25 protein-coding genes are annotated in these 24,477 nt (G+C 28.5%); 12 read left to right on the top strand and 13 right to left on the bottom strand.

Annotated elements, in window-relative coordinates:
- Positions 1-33 precede the first annotated feature (33 nt).
- The 6 genes from ACRYA_RS03525 to ACRYA_RS03500 all read right to left on the bottom strand — a co-directional run bounded on the left by ACRYA_RS03525 (position 34) and on the right by ACRYA_RS03500 (position 4,257).
- Complete coding sequence (locus tag ACRYA_RS03525) at positions 34-759, bottom strand: TatD family hydrolase (RefSeq protein ID WP_306307909.1); 726 nt, start codon at positions 757-759, stop codon at positions 34-36.
- 73 nt (positions 760-832) lie between these two features.
- Positions 833-1,138, bottom strand: coding sequence for a hypothetical protein (locus ACRYA_RS03520; RefSeq protein WP_105917749.1), 306 nt, complete (start codon positions 1,136-1,138; stop codon positions 833-835).
- A 50-nt stretch (positions 1,139-1,188) separates the two neighbouring features.
- Positions 1,189-2,517, bottom strand: coding sequence for an ATP-dependent protease ATPase subunit HslU (gene hslU / locus ACRYA_RS03515; RefSeq protein ID WP_105917750.1), 1,329 nt, complete (start codon positions 2,515-2,517; stop codon positions 1,189-1,191).
- 7 nt (positions 2,518-2,524) lie between these two features.
- A complete protein-coding gene (hslV, locus tag ACRYA_RS03510) occupies positions 2,525-3,061 on the bottom strand; it encodes an ATP-dependent protease subunit HslV (RefSeq protein ID WP_105917751.1) in 537 nt (178 codons plus the stop codon).
- Positions 3,062-3,063: 2 nt separating this feature from the next.
- Positions 3,064-3,510, bottom strand: coding sequence for a 50S ribosomal protein L9 (gene rplI, locus ACRYA_RS03505; RefSeq protein ID WP_105917752.1), 447 nt, complete (start codon positions 3,508-3,510; stop codon positions 3,064-3,066).
- Between the two features lie 72 nt (positions 3,511-3,582).
- Positions 3,583-4,257, bottom strand: coding sequence for a recombinase family protein (locus tag ACRYA_RS03500; protein ID WP_228199778.1), 675 nt, complete (start codon positions 4,255-4,257; stop codon positions 3,583-3,585).
- 118 nt (positions 4,258-4,375) lie between these two features.
- On the opposite strand from ACRYA_RS03500, the gene ACRYA_RS03495 reads away from it, so the two are divergent.
- Genes ACRYA_RS03495 through ACRYA_RS03465 form a run of 7 tightly spaced genes read left to right on the top strand, consistent with a single transcriptional unit; the run spans position 4,376 to position 10,501 of the window.
- Positions 4,376-4,930, top strand: a complete 555-nt coding sequence (locus tag ACRYA_RS03495) for a UbiX family flavin prenyltransferase (protein ID WP_105917753.1) — start codon at positions 4,376-4,378, stop codon at positions 4,928-4,930.
- A 2-nt stretch (positions 4,931-4,932) separates the two neighbouring features.
- Complete coding sequence (gene coaD, locus ACRYA_RS03490; protein ID WP_105917754.1) at positions 4,933-5,427, top strand: pantetheine-phosphate adenylyltransferase; 495 nt, start codon at positions 4,933-4,935, stop codon at positions 5,425-5,427.
- A complete protein-coding gene (gene tmk / locus ACRYA_RS03485) occupies positions 5,418-5,984 on the top strand; it encodes a dTMP kinase (RefSeq protein ID WP_105917755.1) in 567 nt (188 codons plus the stop codon). The genes coaD and tmk overlap by 10 nt, the downstream gene beginning before the upstream one ends.
- Positions 5,977-7,197: a histidine--tRNA ligase gene (gene hisS, locus ACRYA_RS03480; RefSeq protein WP_105917756.1), complete on the top strand. Its 1,221-nt coding sequence runs from the start codon at positions 5,977-5,979 to the stop codon at positions 7,195-7,197. The genes tmk and hisS overlap by 8 nt, the downstream gene beginning before the upstream one ends.
- Position 7,198: 1 nt before the next feature.
- Positions 7,199-9,013 carry a biosynthetic arginine decarboxylase gene (gene speA / locus ACRYA_RS03475; RefSeq protein ID WP_105917757.1) on the top strand — a complete coding sequence of 605 codons (1,815 nt, stop codon included), beginning with the start codon at positions 7,199-7,201 and terminating at the stop codon, positions 9,011-9,013.
- Complete coding sequence (cysE, locus tag ACRYA_RS03470; protein WP_105917758.1) at positions 9,003-9,758, top strand: serine O-acetyltransferase; 756 nt, start codon at positions 9,003-9,005, stop codon at positions 9,756-9,758. Before speA ends, cysE begins: the two co-directional genes overlap by 11 nt.
- A 2-nt stretch (positions 9,759-9,760) precedes the next feature.
- Entirely contained in the window at positions 9,761-10,501 is a 741-nt protein-coding gene (locus tag ACRYA_RS03465; RefSeq protein ID WP_105917759.1) for a sulfite exporter TauE/SafE family protein, read from the top strand.
- Here ACRYA_RS03465 and ACRYA_RS03460 read toward each other — a convergent pair.
- Complete coding sequence (locus ACRYA_RS03460; protein ID WP_105912134.1) at positions 10,498-10,854, bottom strand: hypothetical protein; 357 nt, start codon at positions 10,852-10,854, stop codon at positions 10,498-10,500. The genes ACRYA_RS03465 and ACRYA_RS03460 overlap by 4 nt on opposite strands.
- A 118-nt stretch (positions 10,855-10,972) precedes the next feature.
- Here ACRYA_RS03460 and ACRYA_RS03455 point away from each other — a divergent pair, with 118 nt between their 5' ends.
- Complete coding sequence (locus ACRYA_RS03455) at positions 10,973-11,488, top strand: nitrous oxide reductase accessory protein NosL (protein WP_105917760.1); 516 nt, start codon at positions 10,973-10,975, stop codon at positions 11,486-11,488.
- A gap of 30 nt (positions 11,489-11,518) precedes the next feature.
- On the opposite strand, the gene ppnP is transcribed toward ACRYA_RS03455, so the two are convergent.
- Positions 11,519-11,833, bottom strand: a complete 315-nt coding sequence (gene ppnP / locus ACRYA_RS03450; RefSeq protein WP_105917761.1) for a pyrimidine/purine nucleoside phosphorylase — start codon at positions 11,831-11,833, stop codon at positions 11,519-11,521.
- 114 nt (positions 11,834-11,947) lie between these two features.
- On the opposite strand from ppnP, the gene ACRYA_RS03445 reads away from it, so the two are divergent.
- Both ACRYA_RS03445 and recO read left to right on the top strand, forming a co-directional pair.
- Complete coding sequence (locus tag ACRYA_RS03445) at positions 11,948-12,211, top strand: hypothetical protein (protein ID WP_105917762.1); 264 nt, start codon at positions 11,948-11,950, stop codon at positions 12,209-12,211.
- 15 nt (positions 12,212-12,226) lie between these two features.
- Positions 12,227-12,841 carry a recombination protein RecO gene (recO, locus tag ACRYA_RS03440; protein WP_105917763.1) on the top strand — a complete coding sequence of 205 codons (615 nt, stop codon included), beginning with the start codon at positions 12,227-12,229 and terminating at the stop codon, positions 12,839-12,841.
- 7 nt (positions 12,842-12,848) lie between these two features.
- Here recO and ACRYA_RS03435 read toward each other — a convergent pair whose 3' ends face one another.
- The 3 genes from ACRYA_RS03435 to ACRYA_RS03425 form a co-directional block, all read right to left on the bottom strand.
- Entirely contained in the window at positions 12,849-13,673 is an 825-nt protein-coding gene (locus ACRYA_RS03435; RefSeq protein WP_228199777.1) for an HDOD domain-containing protein, read from the bottom strand.
- 20 nt (positions 13,674-13,693) lie between these two features.
- Positions 13,694-14,797: a redox-regulated ATPase YchF gene (gene ychF / locus ACRYA_RS03430; protein WP_105917764.1), complete on the bottom strand. Its 1,104-nt coding sequence runs from the start codon at positions 14,795-14,797 to the stop codon at positions 13,694-13,696.
- Positions 14,798-15,234: 437 nt separating this feature from the next.
- Positions 15,235-16,083, bottom strand: coding sequence for an MBL fold metallo-hydrolase (locus ACRYA_RS03425; RefSeq protein WP_105917765.1), 849 nt, complete (start codon positions 16,081-16,083; stop codon positions 15,235-15,237).
- Positions 16,084-16,178: 95 nt separating this feature from the next.
- Between ACRYA_RS03425 and ACRYA_RS03420 the strand changes: the two genes are divergently transcribed.
- Positions 16,179-17,117 carry a GlxA family transcriptional regulator gene (locus ACRYA_RS03420; RefSeq protein WP_105917766.1) on the top strand — a complete coding sequence of 313 codons (939 nt, stop codon included), beginning with the start codon at positions 16,179-16,181 and terminating at the stop codon, positions 17,115-17,117.
- 193 nt (positions 17,118-17,310) lie between these two features.
- Positions 17,311-19,266, top strand: coding sequence for a methyl-accepting chemotaxis protein (locus ACRYA_RS03415; RefSeq protein ID WP_105917767.1), 1,956 nt, complete (start codon positions 17,311-17,313; stop codon positions 19,264-19,266).
- A gap of 82 nt (positions 19,267-19,348) precedes the next feature.
- On the opposite strand, the gene ACRYA_RS03410 is transcribed toward ACRYA_RS03415, so the two are convergent.
- Positions 19,349-21,025, bottom strand: a complete 1,677-nt coding sequence (locus tag ACRYA_RS03410; protein ID WP_105917768.1) for a ShlB/FhaC/HecB family hemolysin secretion/activation protein — start codon at positions 21,023-21,025, stop codon at positions 19,349-19,351.
- Positions 21,025-24,435: a two-partner secretion domain-containing protein gene (locus tag ACRYA_RS03405; RefSeq protein ID WP_105917769.1), complete on the bottom strand. Its 3,411-nt coding sequence runs from the start codon at positions 24,433-24,435 to the stop codon at positions 21,025-21,027. Before ACRYA_RS03405 ends, ACRYA_RS03410 begins: the two co-directional genes overlap by 1 nt.
- Positions 24,436-24,477 lie beyond the last annotated feature (42 nt).

Raw genomic sequence — 24,477 nt, 5'->3', positions numbered from 1 at the left:
TTTCCTCTTTATTTTAGAATTCTTTGATTATACCTAAGAAATATTAGAAAACTCTTTAAAAAGATTTTTGGCATTATTTGTAGTAATACTTTGAATCTCCTCATCACTCATATTTAAAATCTCCGCCATTTTTTGAGCTACATATTTTGTATAATATGGCTCATTTCTGACACCTCTGTAAGGATGTGGTGTTAAATATGGAGCATCTGTTTCTATTAGGAGTTTTTCTTTAGGAATTTGTGGCAAAATATCTACTAATTTTTTTGCATTTTTAAAAGTAATAACACCACCTATTCCGAAATAAAAATTCATATTTACCAAAGGAAGAAGATGTGGGCTTGCATTAAAACAGTGCAAAACTCCACCTAAATCTTTTGAGGCATATTTTTCCAAAATCTCTCTTGAATCATTTGAAGCCTCTCTAATATGAATAATTAGTGGTTTTTTGTACTTTTTTGCTAAATTTATTTGAGAAATAAAAACTTCTTTTTGTTTTTTTATATTCTCTTGCTTCTCAATTTCATCATCTGTAAGCCTATAATAATCTAATCCACACTCACCTATAGCTATACACTTTGGATGATTTATATATCTCTCTATTACTGCTTCATCATACTCATCTATATCATAAGGATGAATTCCAACAGCAAAAAAAACTTCATCATATTTTTCACTTAATTCTATAGCTTTGTGAATAGTTTCAAAACTTGCTCCTGGAATTAAAAAAGCATTAACTCCAGATTCTTTTGCATTTGTGATAACACCATCTATATCACTTAAATAAGCTTCATTATCAAGATGGCAATGAGTATCTATAATAATATTTAAACCTTTAAGACAAAAATCTTTTATTTAAAAGATTTATTAAATTGTTGATTTGAGAAATATCTGAATATTTTATCCAAGCATCTATTCCAAAGTTTTTGAAAGCATCATAATCGCTCTCATCTTCTATTATTGCAATAGATACATATTTTTCTTTGCAAACACTATGTTTATTTTCTTCATATTCAAAAATAGATTCTATGTCTATTATTGCTATATCAGCTTTACCTTCACCTTTTGAGTGAAAAGACTCAACATCGAATTCTGGATTAAAAAGCGACTCATCAATTTGACAAAAAGTTATGATTTTCATATATCCCCCGTATTTTTAATAATTTAGTATTCTATCAAAATAGTATTAAATTACAATATATATCTTGTAACATCAACATTATCAACAATCTTCTCAAGTTTTTCTGATACTAATTTACTCGTTACAACTACTTTTGAACCTTTTTTCTCATCTGCATCAAAAGATATATCTTCAATAACTTTTTCAATAACAGTATGAAGTCTTCTTGCACCTATATCTTCTGTTTTTTCATTTGCTGCAACACTATATTTTGCAAAAGCTTTTATAGCATCATCATCAAATTCAAGCTCAACATCTTCAACTTTTAAAAGAGCCTTATATTGTCTTAAAAGTGAATTTTTTGTATTTGTTAAAATTTTATAAAGAGCTTCTTCATCAAGACTTTCTAACTCAACTCTAAGAGGAAATCTTCCTTGTAGTTCTGGTATTAAATCACTAGGTTTTGATACATGAAATGCACCAGCAGCTATAAATAAAATATGATCAGTTTTTATTTGTCCAAATTTAGTTTGAACACTACTACCTTCAACTATTGGAAGTAAATCTCTTTGAACTCCCTCTTTTGATGGATCTTGTCCTTGATTTTTCTTTCCACTTGCAATTTTATCTATCTCGTCTATAAAAATAATTCCACCGTTTTCAGCTCTTTTTAAAGCTTCTATTTTAATAGCTTCAGTATCTAATAAACTCTCACTAGCAACACCTCTTAAAAGAATTTTTGCATCTTTTATGCTTACTTCTTTTTTTATTTTTTCTTTATTTAAGCTTCCTAACATTTTATTAAGACTCTCTTGCATAGAACTCATATCAAATGGTAAGCTAGAATCAATTATCTCAACATGAGCTTTTTTAGGTAATTCTATTTCAATTTTTTTGTCATCTAAATCACCATTTAATAACTTCTTTTCCATTAGATTATAAGTTTTTATAAATGACTCTTTTGCACTCTCACTTGCACTTTCAGGAAGTGGTGGTACTAATTTCTCAATTATTTTTTTATTTACTTCATCATCAATTTTATCTTTAATTTTCTCTTCAAACTCTTTTGTAACAAGATTTATACTTTCATAAAGAAGGTCTCTAATCATAGACTCAACATCTCTTCCTACAAATCCAACTTCTGTATATTTACTAGCTTCTACTTTTACAAAAGGAAGTCCCATCATTTTTGCCATTCTTCTTGCAATTTCAGTTTTACCAACTCCTGTACTTCCAATCATTAGAATATTTTTTGGCATAATCTCTTCTTGTAGATTTGGCTCAACTCTCATTCTTCTATATCGATTTCTTAAAGCAAGGGCAATGGTCTTCTTTGCATCATTTTGACCAATAATATAATCATCTAAATAAGCAACAATCTGCCTAGGTGTCATATCCATATTGTTTTTATTCCTCTATTTTTAATATTTTTATATTTTGATTTGTATAAATACAAAGCTCACCAGCAATCATCAAAGACTCTCTTACTAGATCTTCTTCATCAAGTTGTGAATGTTTTGCTAGTGCTCGTGCAGCAGATATTGCAAAATTTCCACCACTTCCAATACTTGCTATTTCTCCATCTTCAGGCTCAACAACATCTCCATTTCCACTTAAAATAAATATTTTTTCTTTGTTTAAAACTATCATCATGGCTTCAAGACGTCTTAAATACTTATCTTTTCTCCACTCTTTTGAAAATGCAATAACAGATTTTAATAAATCACCTTTACAAGTTTCAAGATGAGCTTCAAACATATCAAAAAGATTAAAAGCATCTGCTGTGCTTCCTGCAAAACCTGCTAAAATTTGACCTTTATACAAAGTTCTAATCTTTGTGGCATTTCCCTTTAAAACTGTGTTTCCAAAAGATACTTGTCCATCTCCACCAATAACAGCTTTATTTTTACCTTTGTAGGCTAAAATCGTAGTTGCATGAAACATAATTAACCAGCGATTATATCGATTTTTAAAATTGCATTTACAGAGTGTCCTAATTTACAAGATACTTCATAAATACCAATATTTTTTAATTTATTATCAACAACTATACTTTTTTTATCAACCATAATAGAGAATTGTTTTTCAAGCTCTTCACTTATCTCTTTATTTGTAACACTCCCAATAAGCTGACCATTTGCTCCAGCTTTATGTCTAATTGTAAGCTTTGTTGAATTTATTTTTTCTGCTAATTCTTTTGCAGATTTTATCTCTTCTTCTTCTTTAAGTGCTAACTTTTTTTGCTCTGCATTATGTTTTGCTATTACTTCATTTGTTGCTTGTAAAGCTAAGCCTTTCCCTATTAAAAAATTTTTACCATACCCATCGGCTACTTCTTTGATTTCACCTGCTTTTCCTAAAGTTTTTACATCTTTTATTAATAATACTTTCATTTACTATTCCTTTAATTTTTAACTCATCATTCTACTATTAATTTTTTTAAAGCCATATAAAAAATTTTAAAGCTACTTTTTATCAACTGCAATCGCTCTAATATCTCTCTTTTTTACATAACTATTTAAACCTATATGGTTGTTGTATCCTAAAAGTTTTGATATTTTTCTAACACTAAGACCCATAGCTAGCAATTCTTCAATTTTGCCTCTTTGCTCATCGAATTTTGATTTTTGAATAGTTCCTTTTGGTTTTCCAAGAGCAATACCATCTTCTTTTTTTGCATTTAATGCCTCTTTTGTTCTTAAGCTTTGAAGCTCTTTTTCTAAGGAGATAGTCATTTTTATAATATTTAAAATCATCAATGTGAGTTTATCATCGTTACTTAGCAAATCTAAATTTTGTTCAACAACAATTATTCTTATCTTATTTGATAATAAAAACTTTACAATTTCTAAAATTCTATCAATAGTTCTTCCAAAAACATTTAAGTTTGCAACAATTATTGTAGAGTTTTTTTCACAATTTTCTAAAAGTTGAATAATATTTTTCTCTTGAGAAGGTCTATTTATATCTATTTCAATATTTTTATAAATAGTTAATGAATTTTTTAAAATATATTTTGAAATAAGTTCTTTTTGCTCATCTGTATAACTCATATTATTTCTATTTTTTCTAATATATGTGAAATTTTTTGACATTCTTGTACCTCTTTTTGTAATAGTTTTATATATAAATTTATACAAAATGTTATCCTTTTAATATTTAATAAAAGCTTATACATATTTTAACATAAAATAAAACTTGAAGCTTTTATTTGCTACTATCAAGCTTTTTATAATTAAATAATTCAAGAGGTAAATATTGAGATTAACAGTTGGAATTTCAGGTGCTAGTGGAGTAAATCTAGCTTTGAAATTTATAAAACAAATACCAAAAGATATTGAGATTTTTGTAGTATTTTCAAAAAGTTCTAAAAAGGCTTTAAAACTTGAAAATGGTATAAAAACTAAAGAGATATTCAAAAATGATGAAAATATAACACTTTTTAAAGACAAAAATATAGGAGCTTCTTTAGCATCTGGCTCATTTAAAGTTGATAAAATGATTATTCTTCCTTGCAGCTCAAATACTTTGGCAAAATGCAGTATAGGAATAGCAGATAGCTTAATTACTAGAGCTTTTTCTGTAATGCTAAAAGAAAAAAGAGAGATTATAATAGCTCCACGAGAGTTACCTCTAAATACAATAATGCTAGAAAATATGCTAAAACTATCAAATTTAGGAGTTGTAATTGCACCTCCAATTTTGGGATATTATAGCTCTCAGCAAACTTTAGAAGATATGGAAAACTTTATTATTGGAAAGTGGATGGATTTATTAAAAATAGATAACAAACTATATAAAAGATGGAAATAGATATGAAAAATAACGATTATAACTATACTGGCTCATATAAAAAAGCTATATACAGTGGGACATTTGACCCTATTACTATTGGCCATTTAGATATTATTGAAAGAGCAATAAAAGTTTTTGATGAAGTAATTATAAGTGTTGCAAAAAGTGAACTAAAAAAACCTATGTTTTCTCATAATAAAAGAGTAGAATTTGTAAAAGCTGCTACAGCTCATCTTAAAAATGTAAGAGTTGTTGGTTTCGATACTCTTTTGGTTGATTTAGCAAAGGATTTACAAATTAACACTATAATCAGGGGATTAAGAGCTGTTAGTGATTTTGAATTTGAACTTCAAATGGGATATGCAAACTCTTCAATAAATCATAATCTTGAAACAGTTTACCTAATGCCAACACTAGAACATGCATTTGTAAGCTCTACTATTGTGCGAGAAATTATAAGATTTAAGGGAAAATTTGAACATCTAGTTCCTAAAGAGGTTTTAGAATGTATGTAGTTATTGAAGGAATTGATACAGCTGGAAAATCAACTCAGTTAGAAATTTTGAAAAATAAGTTTCAAAATGCAATTTTTACAAAAGAGCCAGGAGGAACTACATTAGGTACAAAACTAAGAGAGATGATTTTAAGTGGAGAAGCAAATAGTAGTTTAGCTGAAATGTTTATGTTTCTTGCAGATCGAGCTGAACACACTCAAGAGATAATCTTAAAAAATAAAAATAAATTAATTATTAGTGACCGTTCATTTATATCTGGAATTGCATATGCAAAAGATAAAAAAATAGAAGATTTAATAGAATTAAATCGGTTAGCAACTTCAAATAGTTTTCCACAAAAAGTAATCTTACTAGAGCTTAAAAAAGATGAATTACAAAAAAGATTGTCTCAAAAACAAAATGATAGTATTGAAAAAAGAGGTTTAGATTATCTTTTAGATATTCAAGCGAGACTAAAAGAGACTATTTTGAAACTAGATATAGATTATATTTTTATAGATGCTAGTTTAAGTATAGATGAGATTGCAAAACAGATTGAGGATTTTATAAATGAGTAACACAATTCAAAGTTTAAGAGGAATGAAAGACATTGTAGGAAGTGACAGTGAACTTTTTACATATTTTATAGAAAATGCCTCAAAAATTGCACAAAAATATGATTTTTCTTACATAGAAACTCCACTTTTAGAAGAAACAGCACTTTTTAAAAGAAGCGTTGGAGAAAGCAGTGATATTGTAAATAAAGAGATGTATCAATTTATTGATAAGGGTGAAAATGATGTATGTCTGCGACCTGAAGGAACTGCTGGAGTTGTAAGACATTTTGTTGAGAAAAAGCTAGATAAGGCTGGTGGAACTTATAAATGGTACTACTATGGACCTATGTTTAGATATGAAAGACCTCAAAAAGGAAGACTTAGAGAGTTTCATCAATTTGGTTGTGAAGTTTTTGGAGTAGCAAATGTTTATGAAGATGCAAATATTATTATGCTAATCAAAGAGATTCTTGACTATTTTGGTATTGGATTTACATTAAAACTAAACTCTTTGGGGTGTAGTGATTGTATGCCAAAATACAAAGAGAATCTAATAAATCATCTAAATAGCTTCAAATCTGAGCTATGCGTTGATTGTAATAGAAGAGTTACCACAAATCCAATTAGAGTTTTAGATTGTAAAAATGAGAAGTGCCAAACTCTTTTAAAAGATGCTCCAAAAATAACAAATAGTTTATGTAGCTCTTGTGATAGTGATTTTGAAAAACTAAAAGAGATATTAGATTTTAATAAAGTAAGCTATGAAGTTGACTCAAATTTGGTTCGTGGGCTTGATTATTACAACAAAACGGCATTTGAGTTTGTAAGCAATGAAATTGGTGCTCAAAGTGCAATTGCTGGCGGTGGAAGATATGATAGATTGGTTGAATTTTTAGGTGGAAAAAGTACTGCTGGAATTGGTTTTGCTATTGGTATAGAAAGATTGTTAGAGCTTGTAAAAATAAAAAAAGAAGAAAAAGAGTTTTTGTATATTGGTGTTTTAGATGAAATTAGTCTAAATAAAGCTTTTGAAATAGCAATTAAAAAAAGAAAAACAACAAAAACTCATATAGAATATACTCCAAGAGGTTTTGCAAAGCATTTTGGAATAGCCCAAAAGATAGGATGCAATATTGTTGCACTTATTGGAGAAAAAGAGCTAGAAAATGGAATGATTTATACAAAAAATTTAAATACAAAAGAAGAAAATAATATAATTTTAGAGGATTTTTAATATGAAAAACAGATATGGAATAGATATTTGGAGTGATGATAACTTTTTTATTGAAGATGGAGTTGTAAAAGTAAACTACAAACCATATCCATCTTTAATAAAAATTGTAAAAGATGTTAGAAAACAAGGTTTTAAAGGACCACTACTTTTAAGATTTCCACACATTACAAAAAAACAAGTTAAAACACTTTTTAACACTTTTAATGCGAGTATAAAAGAGTATGATTATAAAGGAAAATTTAATGCTGTTTTTCCTCTAAAAGTAAATCAGTTACCAAACTTTATTCATCCTCTAGTAAATTCTGGAAAAAAATACAACTATGGTCTTGAAGCTGGAAGTAAAGCTGAATTGATTATTGCTATGACTTACAACAATATGGGAAGCCCAATAACTGTAAATGGTTTTAAAGATAAAGAGATGATACATCTATGCTTCATTGCAAAATCTATGGGACACGATATTACTGTTATTATAGAGGGTTTAAATGAGCTAGAGATGATTTTGGAAGTTTTAAAAGAGACAAAAATGGAAGCTCCAAATATAGGTTTAAGAGTACGACTTCATAGTGGAGGAAGTGGTGTTTGGGCAAAAAGTGGTGGAATTGACTCAAAATTTGGACTTACATCAACAGAAATTTTAGAAGCTTTTGAGCTTATGCAAGAAAATGAACTTGAGGATTTATTAACAATGATTCATTTTCACATAGGTTCTGCTATGAATACTATTAAACCTTTAAAAAAAGCTCTTAGAGAATCAGGTCATATATATGCTGAGCTTAAAAATTTGGGTGCAAAAAAACTTAACTCTATAAATATTGGTGGTGGATTAAGTGTAGAATATAGTGCTTACGAGCAATCTAGATTTTACTCTCTAGCTGAATTTGCAAGTGATGTTGTATTTACTTTAAAAGATATTGCAAGACAAAAAGGAGTTGAAGAGCCAAATATTTTTACTGAATCAGGAAGATTTATAAGTGCAGCTTCAACTGTTCTTATAACTCCTGTTTTAGAGCTATTTTCAGCTGAATATGAACTTGACCACTTAAGACTAAAAGAGGTAAATCCTCCTTTAATAGAAGAGTTAAGAGAACTTTTCAAAGATATGACAAAGAAAAAAGCCTATGAGTTTATGCATGATAGTATTGACCATTTAGAATCACTTTTAACTCTTTTTGATTTAGGATATATAGATTTACAAGATAGATCAAATGCTGAAATATTGACTCATCAAATTATAAAAAAAGCCATTTCACTTCTTCAAGTTGATGATTATGAAGAGCTTAAAAGATTTGATAAAAATATTCAAGAAAAATATCTACTTAATTTCTCACTTTTCCAATCTTTACCTGATTATTGGGGAATAGACCAAGAGTTTCCAATTATGCCAATAACTCATTTGGATAAAAAACCAACAAGAAGTGCAAGTCTTTGGGATATAACTTGTGATAGCGATGGAGAAATTCCTTTTGATATGAAAAAACCTCTATATTTACATGATGTAAACTTAAATAAAGAAGATTATTTCTTAGGATTTTTCAATGTAGGAGCATATCAGGATACTTTGGGAATGAAACACAATCTTTTTTCTCATCCAACAGAAGTTAATGTTGTCTTTAAAGATGAAGAAGTAATTTTAGAAAAACTTTTGGAATCTCAAAAAGTTATAGATATTTTAGATGATATTGACTACGATACACAAGAGATACAAACAATTTTAAGCAGAAATCTTCCAAGTGAGACTTATGAGACCTTAAAAAAATATTTAGATGACAATAGTTATTTAAAAACAATCTGGAGTTATTACGATGACGAATGAAATAAAAAATGAAGAAGAAAAAATATCTTTGTGGAGTCAAATCAAAGAAGATTTTTCTGTTCCGAAACTAAATGACCCAGCTTTTAATTCAAGCTTTGAGATATTTTTTAATTACCCTGGAGTTTGGGCAATTATAAATCATAGAATTGCAAATAGATTATATAAAAAAGGGTTTGAGAAACTTTCTCGTGCTATTTCTGGGATATCATCTTTTTTTACAAAAACAGATATTCATCCTGCTGCAAGAATTGGAAGAAGAGTATTTTTAGACCATGCGATTGGAGTTGTTATTGGTTCAACTTCTATTATAGAAGATGATGTTTTAATCTATCAAGGTGTAACTTTGGGAGGAGTGAGTCTTGATAAAGGAAAACGACACCCTACGATTAAATCAAATGTTGTAATTGGAAGCGGAGCAAAAATTTTAGGAAATATTACAGTTGGTTCTAACTCAAAAATTGGAGCAAACTCTGTTGTAGTTACTGATGTTCCTGAAAACTCAACTGCTGTTGGAGTACCAGCAAGAATTATAAAAAAAGATAGCAAAAGAGATAAAATGGCTCATAATGAGCTACCAGATATAAATAAAGAGATGTTTAAATATTTAATAGAGAGAATTACAATTTTAGAAAATAATATAAAAAAAGAGCATGAGTGCGATTGTGATATAAATGAAAAAAATGAAATCTTGGAAAAAGAGTATCTTTGTTTCATAGATACATTAAAATCAAATAAAAAAGAGTAATTTTGGAATTTGAATTATTAGCCTTTGGTCTTATTACAGGATTTACATCTGGTTTTTTTGGAATTGGTGGTGGAAGTATTTTAATTCCAATGCTTTTAGTTGCTGGATTTGCTATGAAAGAAGCTGTTGCTATATCTATAATGCAAATGGTTTTTTCATCTATTTATGGCTCTTTTTTAAACTCAAAAAAGATAAAAGGTCTATTTCGTGATGGTATAATTTTAGGAGTTGGTGCTAGCGTTGGTGGACTTTTTAGTGGTTATTTTTTACCTTCAATTCCAGATATTTATCTTCAATATCTTTTTATTGCTGTGCTTATTTATACCATTTATACTCTATTTAAAGCACCTGCTTCTCAAGAAGTAATACAAGCAGATAAGAATATATTTTTACTTGCATTTATTGGTTTTTGTGTTGGAATTTTTGCAATGAGTATCGGAATTGGTGGATCTTTAATGCTTCTTCCAATATTAGTTCAATTTTTAAAATATGATTTAAAAGTAGCTACTGCTTTGGGACTGTTTTTTGTTATTTTTTCATCTATTGGTGGATTTATATCTACTTCATTATATGGAAATATGCTATATTATGAGGGAGCTATTATTGGTATTGGTTCTTTAATTGGAGTATATTTTGGAATAAAAATAAAAGAAAAAACAAAATCAACTTCTTATAAAAAATTTGTATTACTTTTAAATCTTTTTGTCTTAATAACTATGATTTATAAAACGGTGGAGTTTTAAAACACTATTTTAATACCATATTCAGGATCTAAAATAGCAATTTTGTAGTAATCTTTTCTATTTTCATTTTTAAACCCAAATCTTTTTTGGGTTTTTAATTTTATCTCTACTTCATTGTTACTCAAAAGTTCTCTTATTTCACTATGCTTTAGCCAATGTCCATAACGACTAAGCGAATTTTGCCAAATTTTAAATCCACATTTTGAAGTAGATGTTAATTCAAAGAATTCTCCATCTTCAGTTGTCCAAGAAGCATTGCTACAAGCATATAATTCAACTTTTTTTCCTCTTACCTCTTTTTTTCTAACTTCAATTTCTCCATCATCACAATATGGACATTTTCCTAGTAACATATAAAATACCTTTAATTTTTAGACATTATATAAACTTTTGATATATAAAAACCTAAAAAATTAACTAAAAATTAACTCATTTTTCATATACTTATATAATTTAAAATAAAGGGAAATTATGAGAAAAAAAATTCTTACTTCAATGTTACTTTTTAGTACAACACTTTTTGCAATGGAGCATTCTAATCACAATATGCAACATCAAAATAGAAATGAAGTATCTAATCAAAATAGTAGTTTAACTATCCAAAAAGATGAAAAATGCCCTGTTTGTGGTATGTTTGTAGCAAAATATGAGAAATGGATTGCTACTATTAAAACAGATAAAGAGAGTTACTATTTTGATGGAGTAAAAGATATGATGAAATTTTATTTTGAACCAACAAAATATATAAAAAATGCTGATTTAAAAAATTCAACTATAAGCGTTACTGATTACTACACTCTTGAGCAAATAGATGCAAAAAGTGCTTTTTTTGTAATTGGCTCAAATGTTATGGGACCTATGGGAAATGAATTAATACCATTTAAAGATGAAAATAGTGCAAATGAGTTTTCAAAAGACCATTTTGGAGTAAAAGTTTTGAAATTTGAAGATATAAATTTAGATACATTACCAAAAAAACATCACTAAACAATGCGATTTTCGCATTGTTTGATAAAATCAATCTTTAATAAAAGAGCAACAATAATCAACTAAACTGTGTACTCTTAATCTAAATTTTGTATTTGCAGGAATAATAAAAGATGCTGGACCTTCAAACTCTTGCCAATCAGAAGCAGGAAGTAATAAATCAATTTTTCCTCTTTGAATATCAATAACTTCTTTATTTACAGTATTAAGCTCATACTCACCTTCTAACATAATTCCTAAAGTTTTTTTGCTTCCATCTTCAAATGTAATAGCACGGCTTGTAATATTTCCATCGTATAAAATATTTGCTGCTTTTGCTATAGAAACACCTTTAAAATATGACATTATAGTCTCCTTAAAATTTATCGCAATATTATATCAAATCAATTATACGATATTATTGAAGCAAAAGGCTAGAAATCTTTTGATATAATTTGAAAAATTAAAGAAGGTAAGAAAATGAGTATCCAAGAAGAGCTTAAAGAGATAATAAATAATGAAGTTTTAGTTGAAATAGAAGATCACATAGATGATATTTTTGAAATAATTGCTGCAAAGAAAGACACTCCTGAGTTAAAAGAAGAGCTTGAAAATATGCAAGAGATGAAAAAAGATTTTGAGGAGCTTTTAAAAGATTTAGAAGCTGGTGAAATTGATGATGAAGAAGCAAAAGAGATTTATGATGAAATAGTTGATATGCTTGAAGGTTCAAACGAAGATTAACTCTAAGATTAAGATGTGCAAGGCTATATTATTGATATAAAAGCTGTAAAAGATGATGATTTAATTGTCACTATTATATGCGAAAATGAGTTGATTACAACATATAGATTTTATGGAGCAAGGCACTCAAATATCAATATTGGCTATAAAATAGACTTTGAACTTGAAAGTACAAAGTCTTCTATTTCAAGACTTAAAGATGTAATTCAACTAGGTTTTCCTTGGATTTTAAATAACCAGAAAATGTATGCTTGGCAAAGATATCTTAAACTTTTTTACACTCACTTAAAAGAGCTTCATGAGTTAGAACCATTCTACTTTTTTCTTTTAGAAAATTTAGTTTCAAAAATAGAGAAACAAAATATTTATAGAGCTATTATAGAATCATACCTCTCAATTTTAGAACATGAAGGAAGACTTCATACTGATTTTGAGTGTTTTATTTGTGAAGTTGAAATAAATAGTGACTTATCAATAGTAAGAGGTTTTTTACCTGTTCACAAAGCTTGTATAAGAGGGAAAGTGTTTGATTATCTGAAAATAAAAGAGCTTTTTATTACAAAAAAAACTATAAATCTAAATGATGATGAAGTAGAAAATCTTTTTGAAATTCTACTTCTTGGACTTTGAAATTAGCTTAATATAAATCTATTTTTGTTTTAAGATTTTCTATAGTTTGAGCTAATATCTTTGCATCAAAGCCATACTCTTTTGCCTTAATAATTCCCTCTTTAATTGATTTTTCGCTTAAAGGTTCTTTTATATTTGCAACTGTTTTGATTACACTTAAAATTTTTGCTTTTCTTTCAAACTCTACTGAAACATTTTTGATATCATCTACAAATTCAATACTATTTATTAAATTTGGGCTAAGCTTCCAATGTTTAAAAATTTGTGATGTTACATATGCGCTAGAAAATCCTAAAAACTCTTTTTCTACCTCTTCAATAGATAAAATTCCTTCATCTATTTTTGCTTTAAACTCTTTCTCTTTTTGTTCATTCATAATCATATCTGCAATAATATATTTACCAATATCAAGTAAAAGAGCCGGTAGAATAATCTCATCTCTTATACTTTCATCTATTTTACCTAACCATAAACTAGCCAAAACAGATGCAATATTTGATGAATTCATAAAATTATCATTTGTAAGTCCATATGGAGCCAAAGTTGTAACTAATAACTTTTGGCTACTAGCTGAAATAGCAACAGATATTGTAAAGTTTATTCCCAGCAGAGATATTGCTCTAAGAGGAGTTTCAACTTTACTTCTAAAACCAAACATAGCTGAATTTGCTATTTTTAAAAGGTTTGTTACAATCAAAGCATCTTTGCTTATAATATCATGAAGTTCGCTTATCTCTTTTTCATTTTTTCTTCTATACTCTTCTATTAAAATAATTGTTCGGGGAAGAGGTGGAAGGGACTCAACTCTTCTTAATAAATCATCAATTTGCAAAATATCCCCTTGAATTTTATCTAAACATTAAATCTAAAATGCATTACATCACCATCTTGAACAACATAATCCTTACCTTCTAGTCTTAATTTTCCAGCATCTTTACACTTAGATTCTCCACCAAATTTAATAAAATCTTCATAAGATATAACCTCAGCTTTTATAAAACCTTTTTCAAAATCGTTGTGAATTACTGCTGCTGCTTGTGGTGCTTTTGTATTTTTTCTTATAGTCCAAGCTCGAACTTCTATCTTTCCAGCTGTAAAGTAGCTTTGAAGCCCTAGTTTATCAAATGCTTTTTGAATAATTTGCTCTAGTCCTGACTCAGCAACTCCTAAATCATCCAAAAATGCTCTTGCTTCGTCATCTTCAAGACCAACAAGCTCTTCTTCTATTTTTGCACAAAGGACAATAACATCTGCATTAACTGTTTGGGCATACTCTTTTACAAGTTCTACATATTTGTTTGTTCCAGAGCTTAGAGTATCTTCATCTACATTTGCTCCATAAATCACATCTTTGTTTGATAAAAATCTAAGCTCTTTATCTAAAGCTATAAATGCTTCATTATCACTATTTTCAAAAGTTTTTACAGGTTGAAGTTCTCCTATGTGAGCATATAACTCTTCAGCAATTACAAGTTGAGCTGCTGCTTCTTTACTTCCTTTTGACTGTTTTTTAAGTCTTTCTATCTTTTTTTCAAGTTGTGAAATATCTGCATATATAAGCTCTGTTTCAATTATTTCAATATCTCTTAGAGGATTTACATCCCCCTCAACATGAACAATATTTCCATCTTCAAAACATCTAACCATATGCAAAATAACTTCAACTTCTCTAATATTTGATAAAAATTGATTTCCAAGCCCTTCTCCCTTACTTGCACCTCGCACTAAACCAGCAATATCAACAAAATCAATAGTAGAATGCTGAATTTTATCTGGATTAACGATTTTTGCTAATTCGTCTAATCTTTTATCAGGAACTGGAACTATCGCTTTATTTGGCTCAATCGTACAAAACGGATAATTTTCCGCTTGCGCATTTTGTGCTTTTGTTAAAGCATTAAAAGTTGTACTTTTTCCTACATTTGGAAGCCCTACTATTCCTACACCTAGTCCCATAATCATCCTTTTATCTTTATTTATAAATATCATACAATATCCATCAAATCGCTGTTTTAAATGTTTTGTTAGAGTATAATAAATTATCGATATTTAGCAATATTTATAAAATCACACGGACTAAATAAGGACTAAAAATGACAATTTAAAGTACTCTACCAAAAGAATTCCAACCAACGAATAGGGTATCTTCTATAAAAGTATTATAAACGAAAACAACAAAGAAATAGATAAAATCTATTTAATTAGATATAGAGTTTGTATTAATTAGCCCTACAACTGAATGAAAAAATGTAATACTTCACAATTAACTCTGTCAAATTGTTTTATAATGACTGGCTTATAGCTTTATTACACCTATACTTTTGTATTACAAAGATGTAGTGTATGAATATTACTATTTACAATTTTAAAGAATGTATATTTTATCTATCAACTCAAAATCTAATACTCTCTCCATCTTTTGGAATAATTATAAAATCTTCTATCTTCTTCTCTTTTACAAAAGATTTTAACTCATCTCTTGTAAGTGTCGCATGATTTACAGCTTCCATATGTACAGCTATAATTTTTGAAGTTGAAGAAATATTATGAGTTTTTAAAACTTCCTCTTTGCTCATAAGAATCGAGGCATTGTTTGCTAACTTTGCATCTCCTGAGTTTAGTATAATAATATCTGGATTATATTTTTTAACCACATCTTCTACATTTTTATTAAAAACTGTATCTCCTGCTAAATAGATTGTTTTACTATTTTTAGAAGAAAATATAACTCCACTAACAACCCCTAGAACCTCTTTTGCATAAAACATTACTTCATTTGAAGCATGTTCTCCAGAGGTAATAGATAATTTTACATCTCCAAGATAACTATTTTCTTGCATAATTTTAATATTTGTAAAACCAAAACTTTGTAAATACTCTTTATCTTTTTTATTTTGTGTAAAAATTAGCAAATCTTTTGGTATTGTTTCAAGTGCTACTTTATCTATATGATCTTCATGTGTGTGAGTTATAATTACAGCATCAACATCTTTTAATATCTCTTTTATATCAAAAGGTAGTTCAACTTTTGGCCATCTTATATGACTATTTAAAGTTCCAGCAAAACCTTCATAACTATTTTTTGGGGCAAATAGTGGATCGATTAAAAAAACTTTACCCTCATAAGTAATTTTTACAGTTGCATTTCTAATTAGCGTAATCTCTGTTTTATTAGAATCTATTGCAAAAGCATTTAAACTAAAAATAAAACCAATAAACAAAACTAAAATATTTTTTAACATATTTTTATCCTTTTTTAAATTTTGTAATTATTTCATATTATGTTACAATTTAAAATAGGTGTATTTGACATATAAAAGGTTATTTAGGACAAATTATGAATATTGCTATTTTAATATTAAAAGATGTTTTTAAATCTTCTGCTTATGGAATAGAAGAGCTGTTTTATATAAATAATATTAGTTGTAAATCAAAAGATGAAGTTGAGATTAAAACTATATTTGTAAGTGATGAAGAGACAAAGTATTTTGAAACTACTTCTATAAGCAATACTATTTATGATGTAGTTATTATTCCTCCAATACAAAAAGAAGAAGTGTTTGATATATCACCTAAAATTATTGATTGGCTAATCTATCAATATAATAATAGAGCTATTTTATCATCAGCTTGTATAGGAAGTTTTATCTTAGCAAAAACTCATTTACTAGATGGCAAATTTGCAACTACACATTGGGCTTATGAAGAGCTATTTAAAAAAGAGTATCCACTTGTAAATCTTGATATAGATAAAATATTAATAGATGAAAAAAACATTATAACTGTTGGTGGAGTTAATGCTTATTTAGATTTGTGTTTATATATTATTGAAAAAATACATAGTTGTAAAACGGCAACTCAACTTGCAAACTTAATGCTAATTGATAGAGGAAGAGATTCTCAAAAATCATATAAAGCATTTTCTACAATTTTGCTTTTTGATGATGAAGATATAAAAAGTTCTATATCATATATGAAAGATAATATAGATAAACAACTCTCTATTTTGGAAATAGCAAATAATATAAATCTTACGGAGAAAACATTTTATAGAAGATTTAAAAAAGCTCTTAATATCTCACCTTTACAATATTTGAAAATCTTAAAAGTTGAAAAATCAAAAGAGCTTTTAATCTCTACTAATAAAAGCTTTAGTGATATTACGTTTGAACTTGGGTATTTTGATGAAAATAGTTTTAGAAAACTTTTTAAACAAGAGACATCTTTAAATCCAAAAGATTTTAGAAAAAGATTTCAGCAGAATATAAAGTATTAAACAAAAAGTTTTAATATTATGATTAGTATAAATTTATCTACTCACTTAGGTATTTTATAACAATATATAAATAAATAATTCTGATGTTTTAAATATTTATAATGCTATTTCTTTGCATCTATTTTATGTTACTATATTTATATTATGATATTAATTATCAATAGTAACCTTATAAAACTTTGGAGTTCATACTATGTTAAATAATCTTTCTACAAAAAAGAAATTGATGCTTTTACCAATTACATTTGTAGTAATTGTAATTGTCTGTGGTTTAGTATTCAGTTATTTTAATCAAATAAGTAATCAAAGAATTAAAACTGCGACCCAAACAGATATTTTTATACAACAAGTATTAAAGGGGAGAATTTCTGTATATCAATTTTTAAGAGTTCCTTCAGAACAAAATGCTCAAAAAGTTAAGAGAGACTTTAAAGAGTTAGATAACTTTGTTGAAAACTTAAAACCTTTATTGACAGAAAAAGAGAATATTGATTTAAGTAATCAAATTTTAAAATTGTCTGCGGATTATATTTCTAATTTTGATAAGTTTTATCAAAAAAGAATTAGTGATTATAATAGTGGGATACAAAATGAGAGTGATGAAATCTCAACTATTATAAAACAAATGGTAAGTGTAGGATTAGAACTTGAAGAAAAATTGGCACTTATGAATAAAAATACTATAGAGCTAAAATCTAAATCAGAAAAAACCATGACTACTGTTTTAATCTTAATTGCAATAATTTCTATAATAATTTTTTTAACTTTTTCTATTATTTTATCAAATCAGTTAATTAACTCATTAAAAAACTTCCAAAAAGGTTTATTAAGTTTCTTTGGATATGTAAATAAAGAGAATACAAATGTTGAAATGTTAGATGAGAAATATGAAGATGAATTCGGAAATATGGCAAAAATTGTAAATGAAAATATTCTAAAAACAAAAAAAACAATTGATTCTGATAATAAATTTTTAGAACAAATAAATGAAGTTGTAGAAATTGTAAAAAATGGTTATTTAAATAAAAGACTTGAAGAAAAAGTTGAATCGCAAAGTATGGAAAAATTAAGAATTCATATAAATGAGATGTTATATAGTTTACAACTTAGAATTTGTACAAATGTAAATGATATCTCTTATGCTCTTGAAAAATATTCTAAACTTGATTTTACTCATAGAATAAAAGGTTGTAATAGTGGAGTTACTGTTGGACTAAATAATTTAGCAGATATTATAAATAGTATGTTAGTAGAAAATAAATCAAATGGTTTGACTCTTGATGTAAGTAGTGGAATTTTATTAAATAATGTAGATATTTTAAATAAAAATTCAAATGAAGCAGCAGCTGCATTAGAAGAAACAGCAGCTGCAGTTGAAGAAATTTCTAGTAATATCTCAAATAATACAGATAATATTATTCAAATGTCAAAATTAGCTTCAAATGTTACAAATTCTGTAACAAAAGGCGAAACTCTTGCAAATCAAACAACAGAATCTATGAATGAAATAGATAAAGAAGTAAATTCAATAAACGAAGCAATAACTGTAATTGATCAAATAGCATTCCAAACAAATATTCTTTCTCTTAATGCTGCAGTTGAAGCTGCAACTGCAGGAGAAGCAGGAAAAGGTTTTGCAGTTGTTGCTCAAGAGGTGAGAAATCTAGCAACAAGAAGTGCAGAAGCAGCACGTGAGATAAAAGCAATAGTTGAAAATGCTACAAAAAAAGCAGATCTGGGTAAAAAAATCTCTGAAGATATGATAAGTGGGTATAAAACATTAAATGAAAATATTATTCAAACTATTACTTTAATCAAAGGTGTTGAATCTTCTAGTAAAGAGCAACTTGCTGGAATTGAACAAATAAATCATGCAATTAACTCTTTAGACCAACAAACTCAACAAAATGCACAAATTGCTTCACAAACATATAATGTTGCAATGCAAACAGATACTATTGCAAAACTTATTGTTTCAAATGCAAATTCAAAAGAGTTTATTGGAAAAAATGAAGTAAAATCTAAAAACTTAGATGAAAATAGCACAAATAAATCTGTTTTAGATATCAAAAAACCTAATTTAAAAAAAGAGAAATCAAAAGATACTCCTTCAAAAAATGAAGATTCAGAAGAATGGACAAGTTTTTAAAACTTGCCAGACTAAATAAAAGATTTAATGTTCTACAAAAACATTGTGGAACCTCTTAAAAATAATAAGTTTAAAAAAACAGTTAAAAAACATAACCCACTTGCAACATAGCTCTACTATTGTAGTTTTTTTGTGAAGTTACTTCATTACCAATATTATAAGCTAAGTAACTATTTGCAAAGAAATTTTTGTAAGAAACTTTATATCCAAGACCTATATCTTGCAGTGTTCTTGATTTTTCTTGAGTAAAATTTTTACTCATATAAACACGACCTATATCATAAAACAGTGATATTTTATTATCAATTCCTGCGATTATTGGAAATGTATATATAAATTCTGTATTATAGATATATCCATTTTCAGCACTCTCTTCACCATCTTGATAAAATCTAACTCCATTTATTCCACCAACACTTAAATCTTGACTTCCATCTAAGTTTTTATTTCCAAGTGCGTATTGCATTTGTAAAGTATTACTCCATTTTAAACTAGTAAAGATATCTATATCTTTACCTAATTCAAGATTTATTTTTGAAAATTTTCCTTGAGTATTTGCTCCATTTTTATCATCTTCTTTGTCCTTTCTATCATTAAAACTTAGTCTTCCAAATGTAATTGAAACTCCTGCTCTTGTTTGAGAGTTTTTATTAAAAACAAGTGAGTCTTTTGTGTAATCAAGCCCAGTTGTTGCTACATATGAATCTTTTTTAACTTTTGAATCAACAGATTGAATTTCATCTTTCATTTTATTATATGAAACTTCTACATATGAGTCTAAATTCTCAACTCTTGTTTTTAAAATAGGATAAGTAACTCTTCCTGTTAAGCTATCAGATTTTCCAACAGCATCAAGCTCTTTATATGAACTTCCTAGTTCATAAGTAGTTTTTGAGTAACTAATTTCTCCTCTTGTTCCATTTGCATGAATTGGAAAATCATAAGCTAGCTTTCCACTTAAAAGTCCCTCTTTTTCAGATGTAAATCCAAAAGCAGATATTTTATCTCCAATATTAAAAGGAGAGTTAATATCAACTCCTGCCATAATTCTATGTTTCCCTGTATATTGTGAACCATAGTTATCACCTATTAAATATCCATTTACTCTATTTGTAGCTTCCGTTCCAATTAAAAAATCACTAGTTCCTACTTCTTTTCCAGGTCTTACATCTGCTTTTGTAACAACAGCTCCTGGAGTATCATTTATAATTAACATTGCACGTTCAAGTGTATTGGTTGAAACAATATCTTTATCTTTTATATCATCAAGGTTTGATTGAATAATAGAGTCTTTAACCAAAGATTTATTTTCTAATTTAAACTCTCCATAGTTTCCTTCAATAACATTTATTTTTAATCTATTATCTTGTGTCATTATATTTTGTTCAGGAATATAAGCCCTTGCGACAAAGTAACCTTTACTTCTATAGGCTTTTGTAATAAGAGTAGTTACTTCTTGAATTTGATTAAAACTCAAATCTTGACTTTCATAAGGAGCTACTATTTGTTTTAATTCTTCATTACTCATATGAGTTGCACCGCTTATAAAAAATCTTTCAATCCTTACTTTTTTATCATCTTCAAACTCTTTTGGAGTTGTTATTTGTTCTTGTTGTATTTTTGGTATTTGCTTTTGTTCACGCTCTATTTTAGGAGGAGTTACCTCCTTTAAAACATCACCAATTTTTGGTGGTATTGGATTTGCATAAATTGTACTTGCTAAAAGACTTGATAATAATATAGTGTTTTTAATTTTCATTATTTTCCCTCTTGTGTATTTGCATTTGCTAAATAAAACTCTTGTTCTACTCCACTTGGAAGATTAACTCCACCATCAACAAGCTGTATAATTGAGCTATTTGATAAAGGAACTATTACTTCTTCACCGCTTCCACCATTTTGTATTTGCATTTGTCTAGCTTCGCTTAAACTTACTCTTTTTGTAGCTTGTCCTTCAATTGGTCTTGAAACTAACATTTGATTCTCACCTTGAGAAAAAGAGATATTTGTATTTCTTCCACTATTATTTGGAGTAGTACTCGTTTCCATATTAGGTAAATTTACAGTTGTAGCTGTTTGATTTGCAATTGATCTTACTATTCTTTCTACACCTTTATTTGTATCTTGTGGTTTTGGATCAACTGGATTTGGTGTTGGCGGTGTTGCACCTTTAGTTCCTATTACCCATGTTTTTGTATAACTATTTCCTGCTGTTTGCCATGCTAAAAATGGTGTGCCTTTAGCAATTGTGCTATCTTCTTGGATATCCCAACCATCAAAAGTAGATTTATCTTGCATCTGTGCTGTTGTTTTACCTACTCCAACTGCTGAAGTTGCTTGCCCTGACGTTTGTGTATCCCAAAAAGATTTAGTTACGCTACTGCTAGTGTTCCTTCCTACTAAACCACCAACATTAGTAGCGCCACTAACTTCTCCCGTAGCATAAGAGTTTTCAATTGTTGAATATAAACTCATACCAACTAAACCACCGATATTTTTACTAGTACCTATTCCTGTTACTTTTCCAGTTGAATAGCTTTCTCTTATAGCACTATTATCTAATTGTCCTACAAGTCCACCTACATTTTCAATTCCAGTTACTTCAGCACTAGAATGACTTTTTAGTACTGTAATAGCCGAATCAGTCATATATCCAACTAATCCACCAACTTCTTCTTCTCCAACAACTTTTCCACTAGAACTTACATTTTCTATATGTGTTTCAATTGCAGATCCTACTAATGCCCCAACTTCATTATTACCTGTAATATTCACATTAATAAGATTTACATTCACAATACTAGCATCTTCAGTTTGTCCAAACAGACTTTGCCTGTTAAAGGGTCTATTTATATATAAGTCTGAGATGCTATGACCTAAGCCATCAAAGTTTCCAGAAAATGTACCTATAGGATTCCAACCCTCACCTGTACCCATATAACCAGCTGTTGTGCTACTTATGTTATTTAAGAGTTTGTAGTTTTTGTTTTTAGTAAACCATGCATAGTTTATATTTTGCAGTTGGTTCCAGTTTGTTATGGTGTAGGCATCGTTTACTGTTCCAAAACCACCTGCAAACAGTGTTGTTACAGAGGTGTTAAAAGTTTTCAGTGCTGGCAATGTTAGCTCGATTAAAGTGTATCCTTCATCTCTTGCACCACCAACTAGCCAAGCTTCCTTACCTGAAAATGCATCTAATATCTCTGCTTTTGTTCTTCCATAAGTAGCACTATCGCTCATAATAGCTGTGTTTGCTTCCTTGTCATAAAAAGATTTAGTAATATTGTTTTGTATATTACGAGATAATCCATATACTTCCTCAGTACCTGTTACACTGCCTGAAGCATAAGAGTAATCTATGCCACCTTCATTAGCATTTCCAGCTAGTCCACCTACAAACTTTGTTCCTTTTACTGTAGCATTAGCATAAGAATTTTTTATATAGCCAGGAACAGAAATGGTACCATTAAGTCCTACTAATCCACCCACATACTGAGTTCCTTCTATGCTCCCAGTGATGTATGAATTTCTGATAATACCTAAGTGCTTTCCAGCTAACCCACCTACATAATCTTTTCCTTTAATATCTACATTAACTAATCCAATATTTTGAATTGTTGCATATTCTGTATGACCAAAAAGCCCTATATAATCTGAAGAATTATCTATAATAGATAAGTTAGAGATAGTGTGACCTAAACCGTCAAACTTTCCTTTGAATTTGGCACTTAATGTTCCGATGGAAGTCCAGTTATTAGTACCACTTAGAGTTATATCTTCACCTAAAACATAGCTCTTTGTTTTATCTGTATTCATAGCTGAGTTCATATTTGAAGCATTTACTACTATCCAGTCTGTAGCAGTTCCATCACTTCCTTTTTTTGTGATGAAGTTTTGACCAGCTTTTAAATTTACTTTTGCATTTACATGATAATCTGATGTATTTCCAGCTGCTACTGCTTTTTGTCCATAAAGAAGTTCTAGTTTTCCATTTGCATGAGATGATGTAATCTCTTTATTTATGAAGATATCGTTTTGAGCGTTTAAAGTAAGCTTTTTATCACTACTCCATGTGATAGTATCGTTTACATTTATATCTCCTTTTGTTCCCTTAGCTCCACTTACACTTTGTATCTCTACATTTGCACCTGCTAAGGTATTTGATAGTGTAGCACCACTTATATCTCCACCACTAGCTGCAATTGTAAAGTCTGTTGGGTCTATAAGCCATTTATCCGCTTTTACTTTAAAACTATCGTCTATTTTTACTTTATCTCCACTAGTCTCCACAAACCCATCAGTAGCATTTATAGTCCCTGCAACATTTGCAGTTCCACCATGAGCAAAGAGTTCTACATGACCAGTTATCCCAGCTAAGCTATTTGCTTCAATAACTCCTGTATTATTAACTACACCTTTTAGTAGTTCATTTACAGCATTTGTTGTAAGATATATTTCTCCACCATTTGCAATAATAGTTCCTGAGTTTTGTACAAGAGCATCTAGTACTCCTTTATTTACTGTTAGATTTACAAGTGAGTTTCCATTTAGGTTTACTGAGTATTCATTTGCACCTACAAGGTGTATTTTTCCTTTTATAGCTTTTATTGTTCCTTCATTTCTTACTTCGTTTGCAGCAAGTATTACAGAACCACCATTTACTACATCTATGGTTCCAAGGTTTATAACTGATTCTTTTGAGTTACCTGTAAATTTATAGTTTCCTGCTTGAAAGTCTGCATCACTTATATCTTTTGTAGTTGCAAGAAGTCCACTTGTATTAATACTTGCACCTTTACCAAATAAAACACCATTTGAGTTTATAATCCAAACTTGTCCATTTGCATTTAAAGCACCATTGATAATAGACTTTTCATTTCCTACTACTCTATTTAGTGTAATTGAAGAAGAGTTTGGTTGTTTGAAGTTTACTGTTTCATCACTTGCTATATTAAACTTATTCCAGTTTATAGAGGCTTTTTGAGTAGATTGAGTTATATCGGTTACTTTTCCATTTTGAGATATATTTGCACTTCCACTTGTTACAGTTCCACCACTTGGGGCTGCAAAAGTAAGAGTTGTACTTGCTAGAAAAGATGATACTACTAGGCTTATCTTTCCACCTTTTAAGATACGGAAACTATTTTTATAGCTAGGTATAAAGTTCATTTTTTATCCTTAATAATATTTTTATGTATTTTATTAAGAAAT

The sequence above is a fragment of the Aliarcobacter cryaerophilus ATCC 43158 genome, assembly GCF_003660105.1.
In the GTDB taxonomy this organism is placed as follows: domain Bacteria; phylum Campylobacterota; class Campylobacteria; order Campylobacterales; family Arcobacteraceae; genus Aliarcobacter; species Aliarcobacter cryaerophilus.
This window is presented reverse-complemented; position numbering and strand designations above follow the sequence as displayed.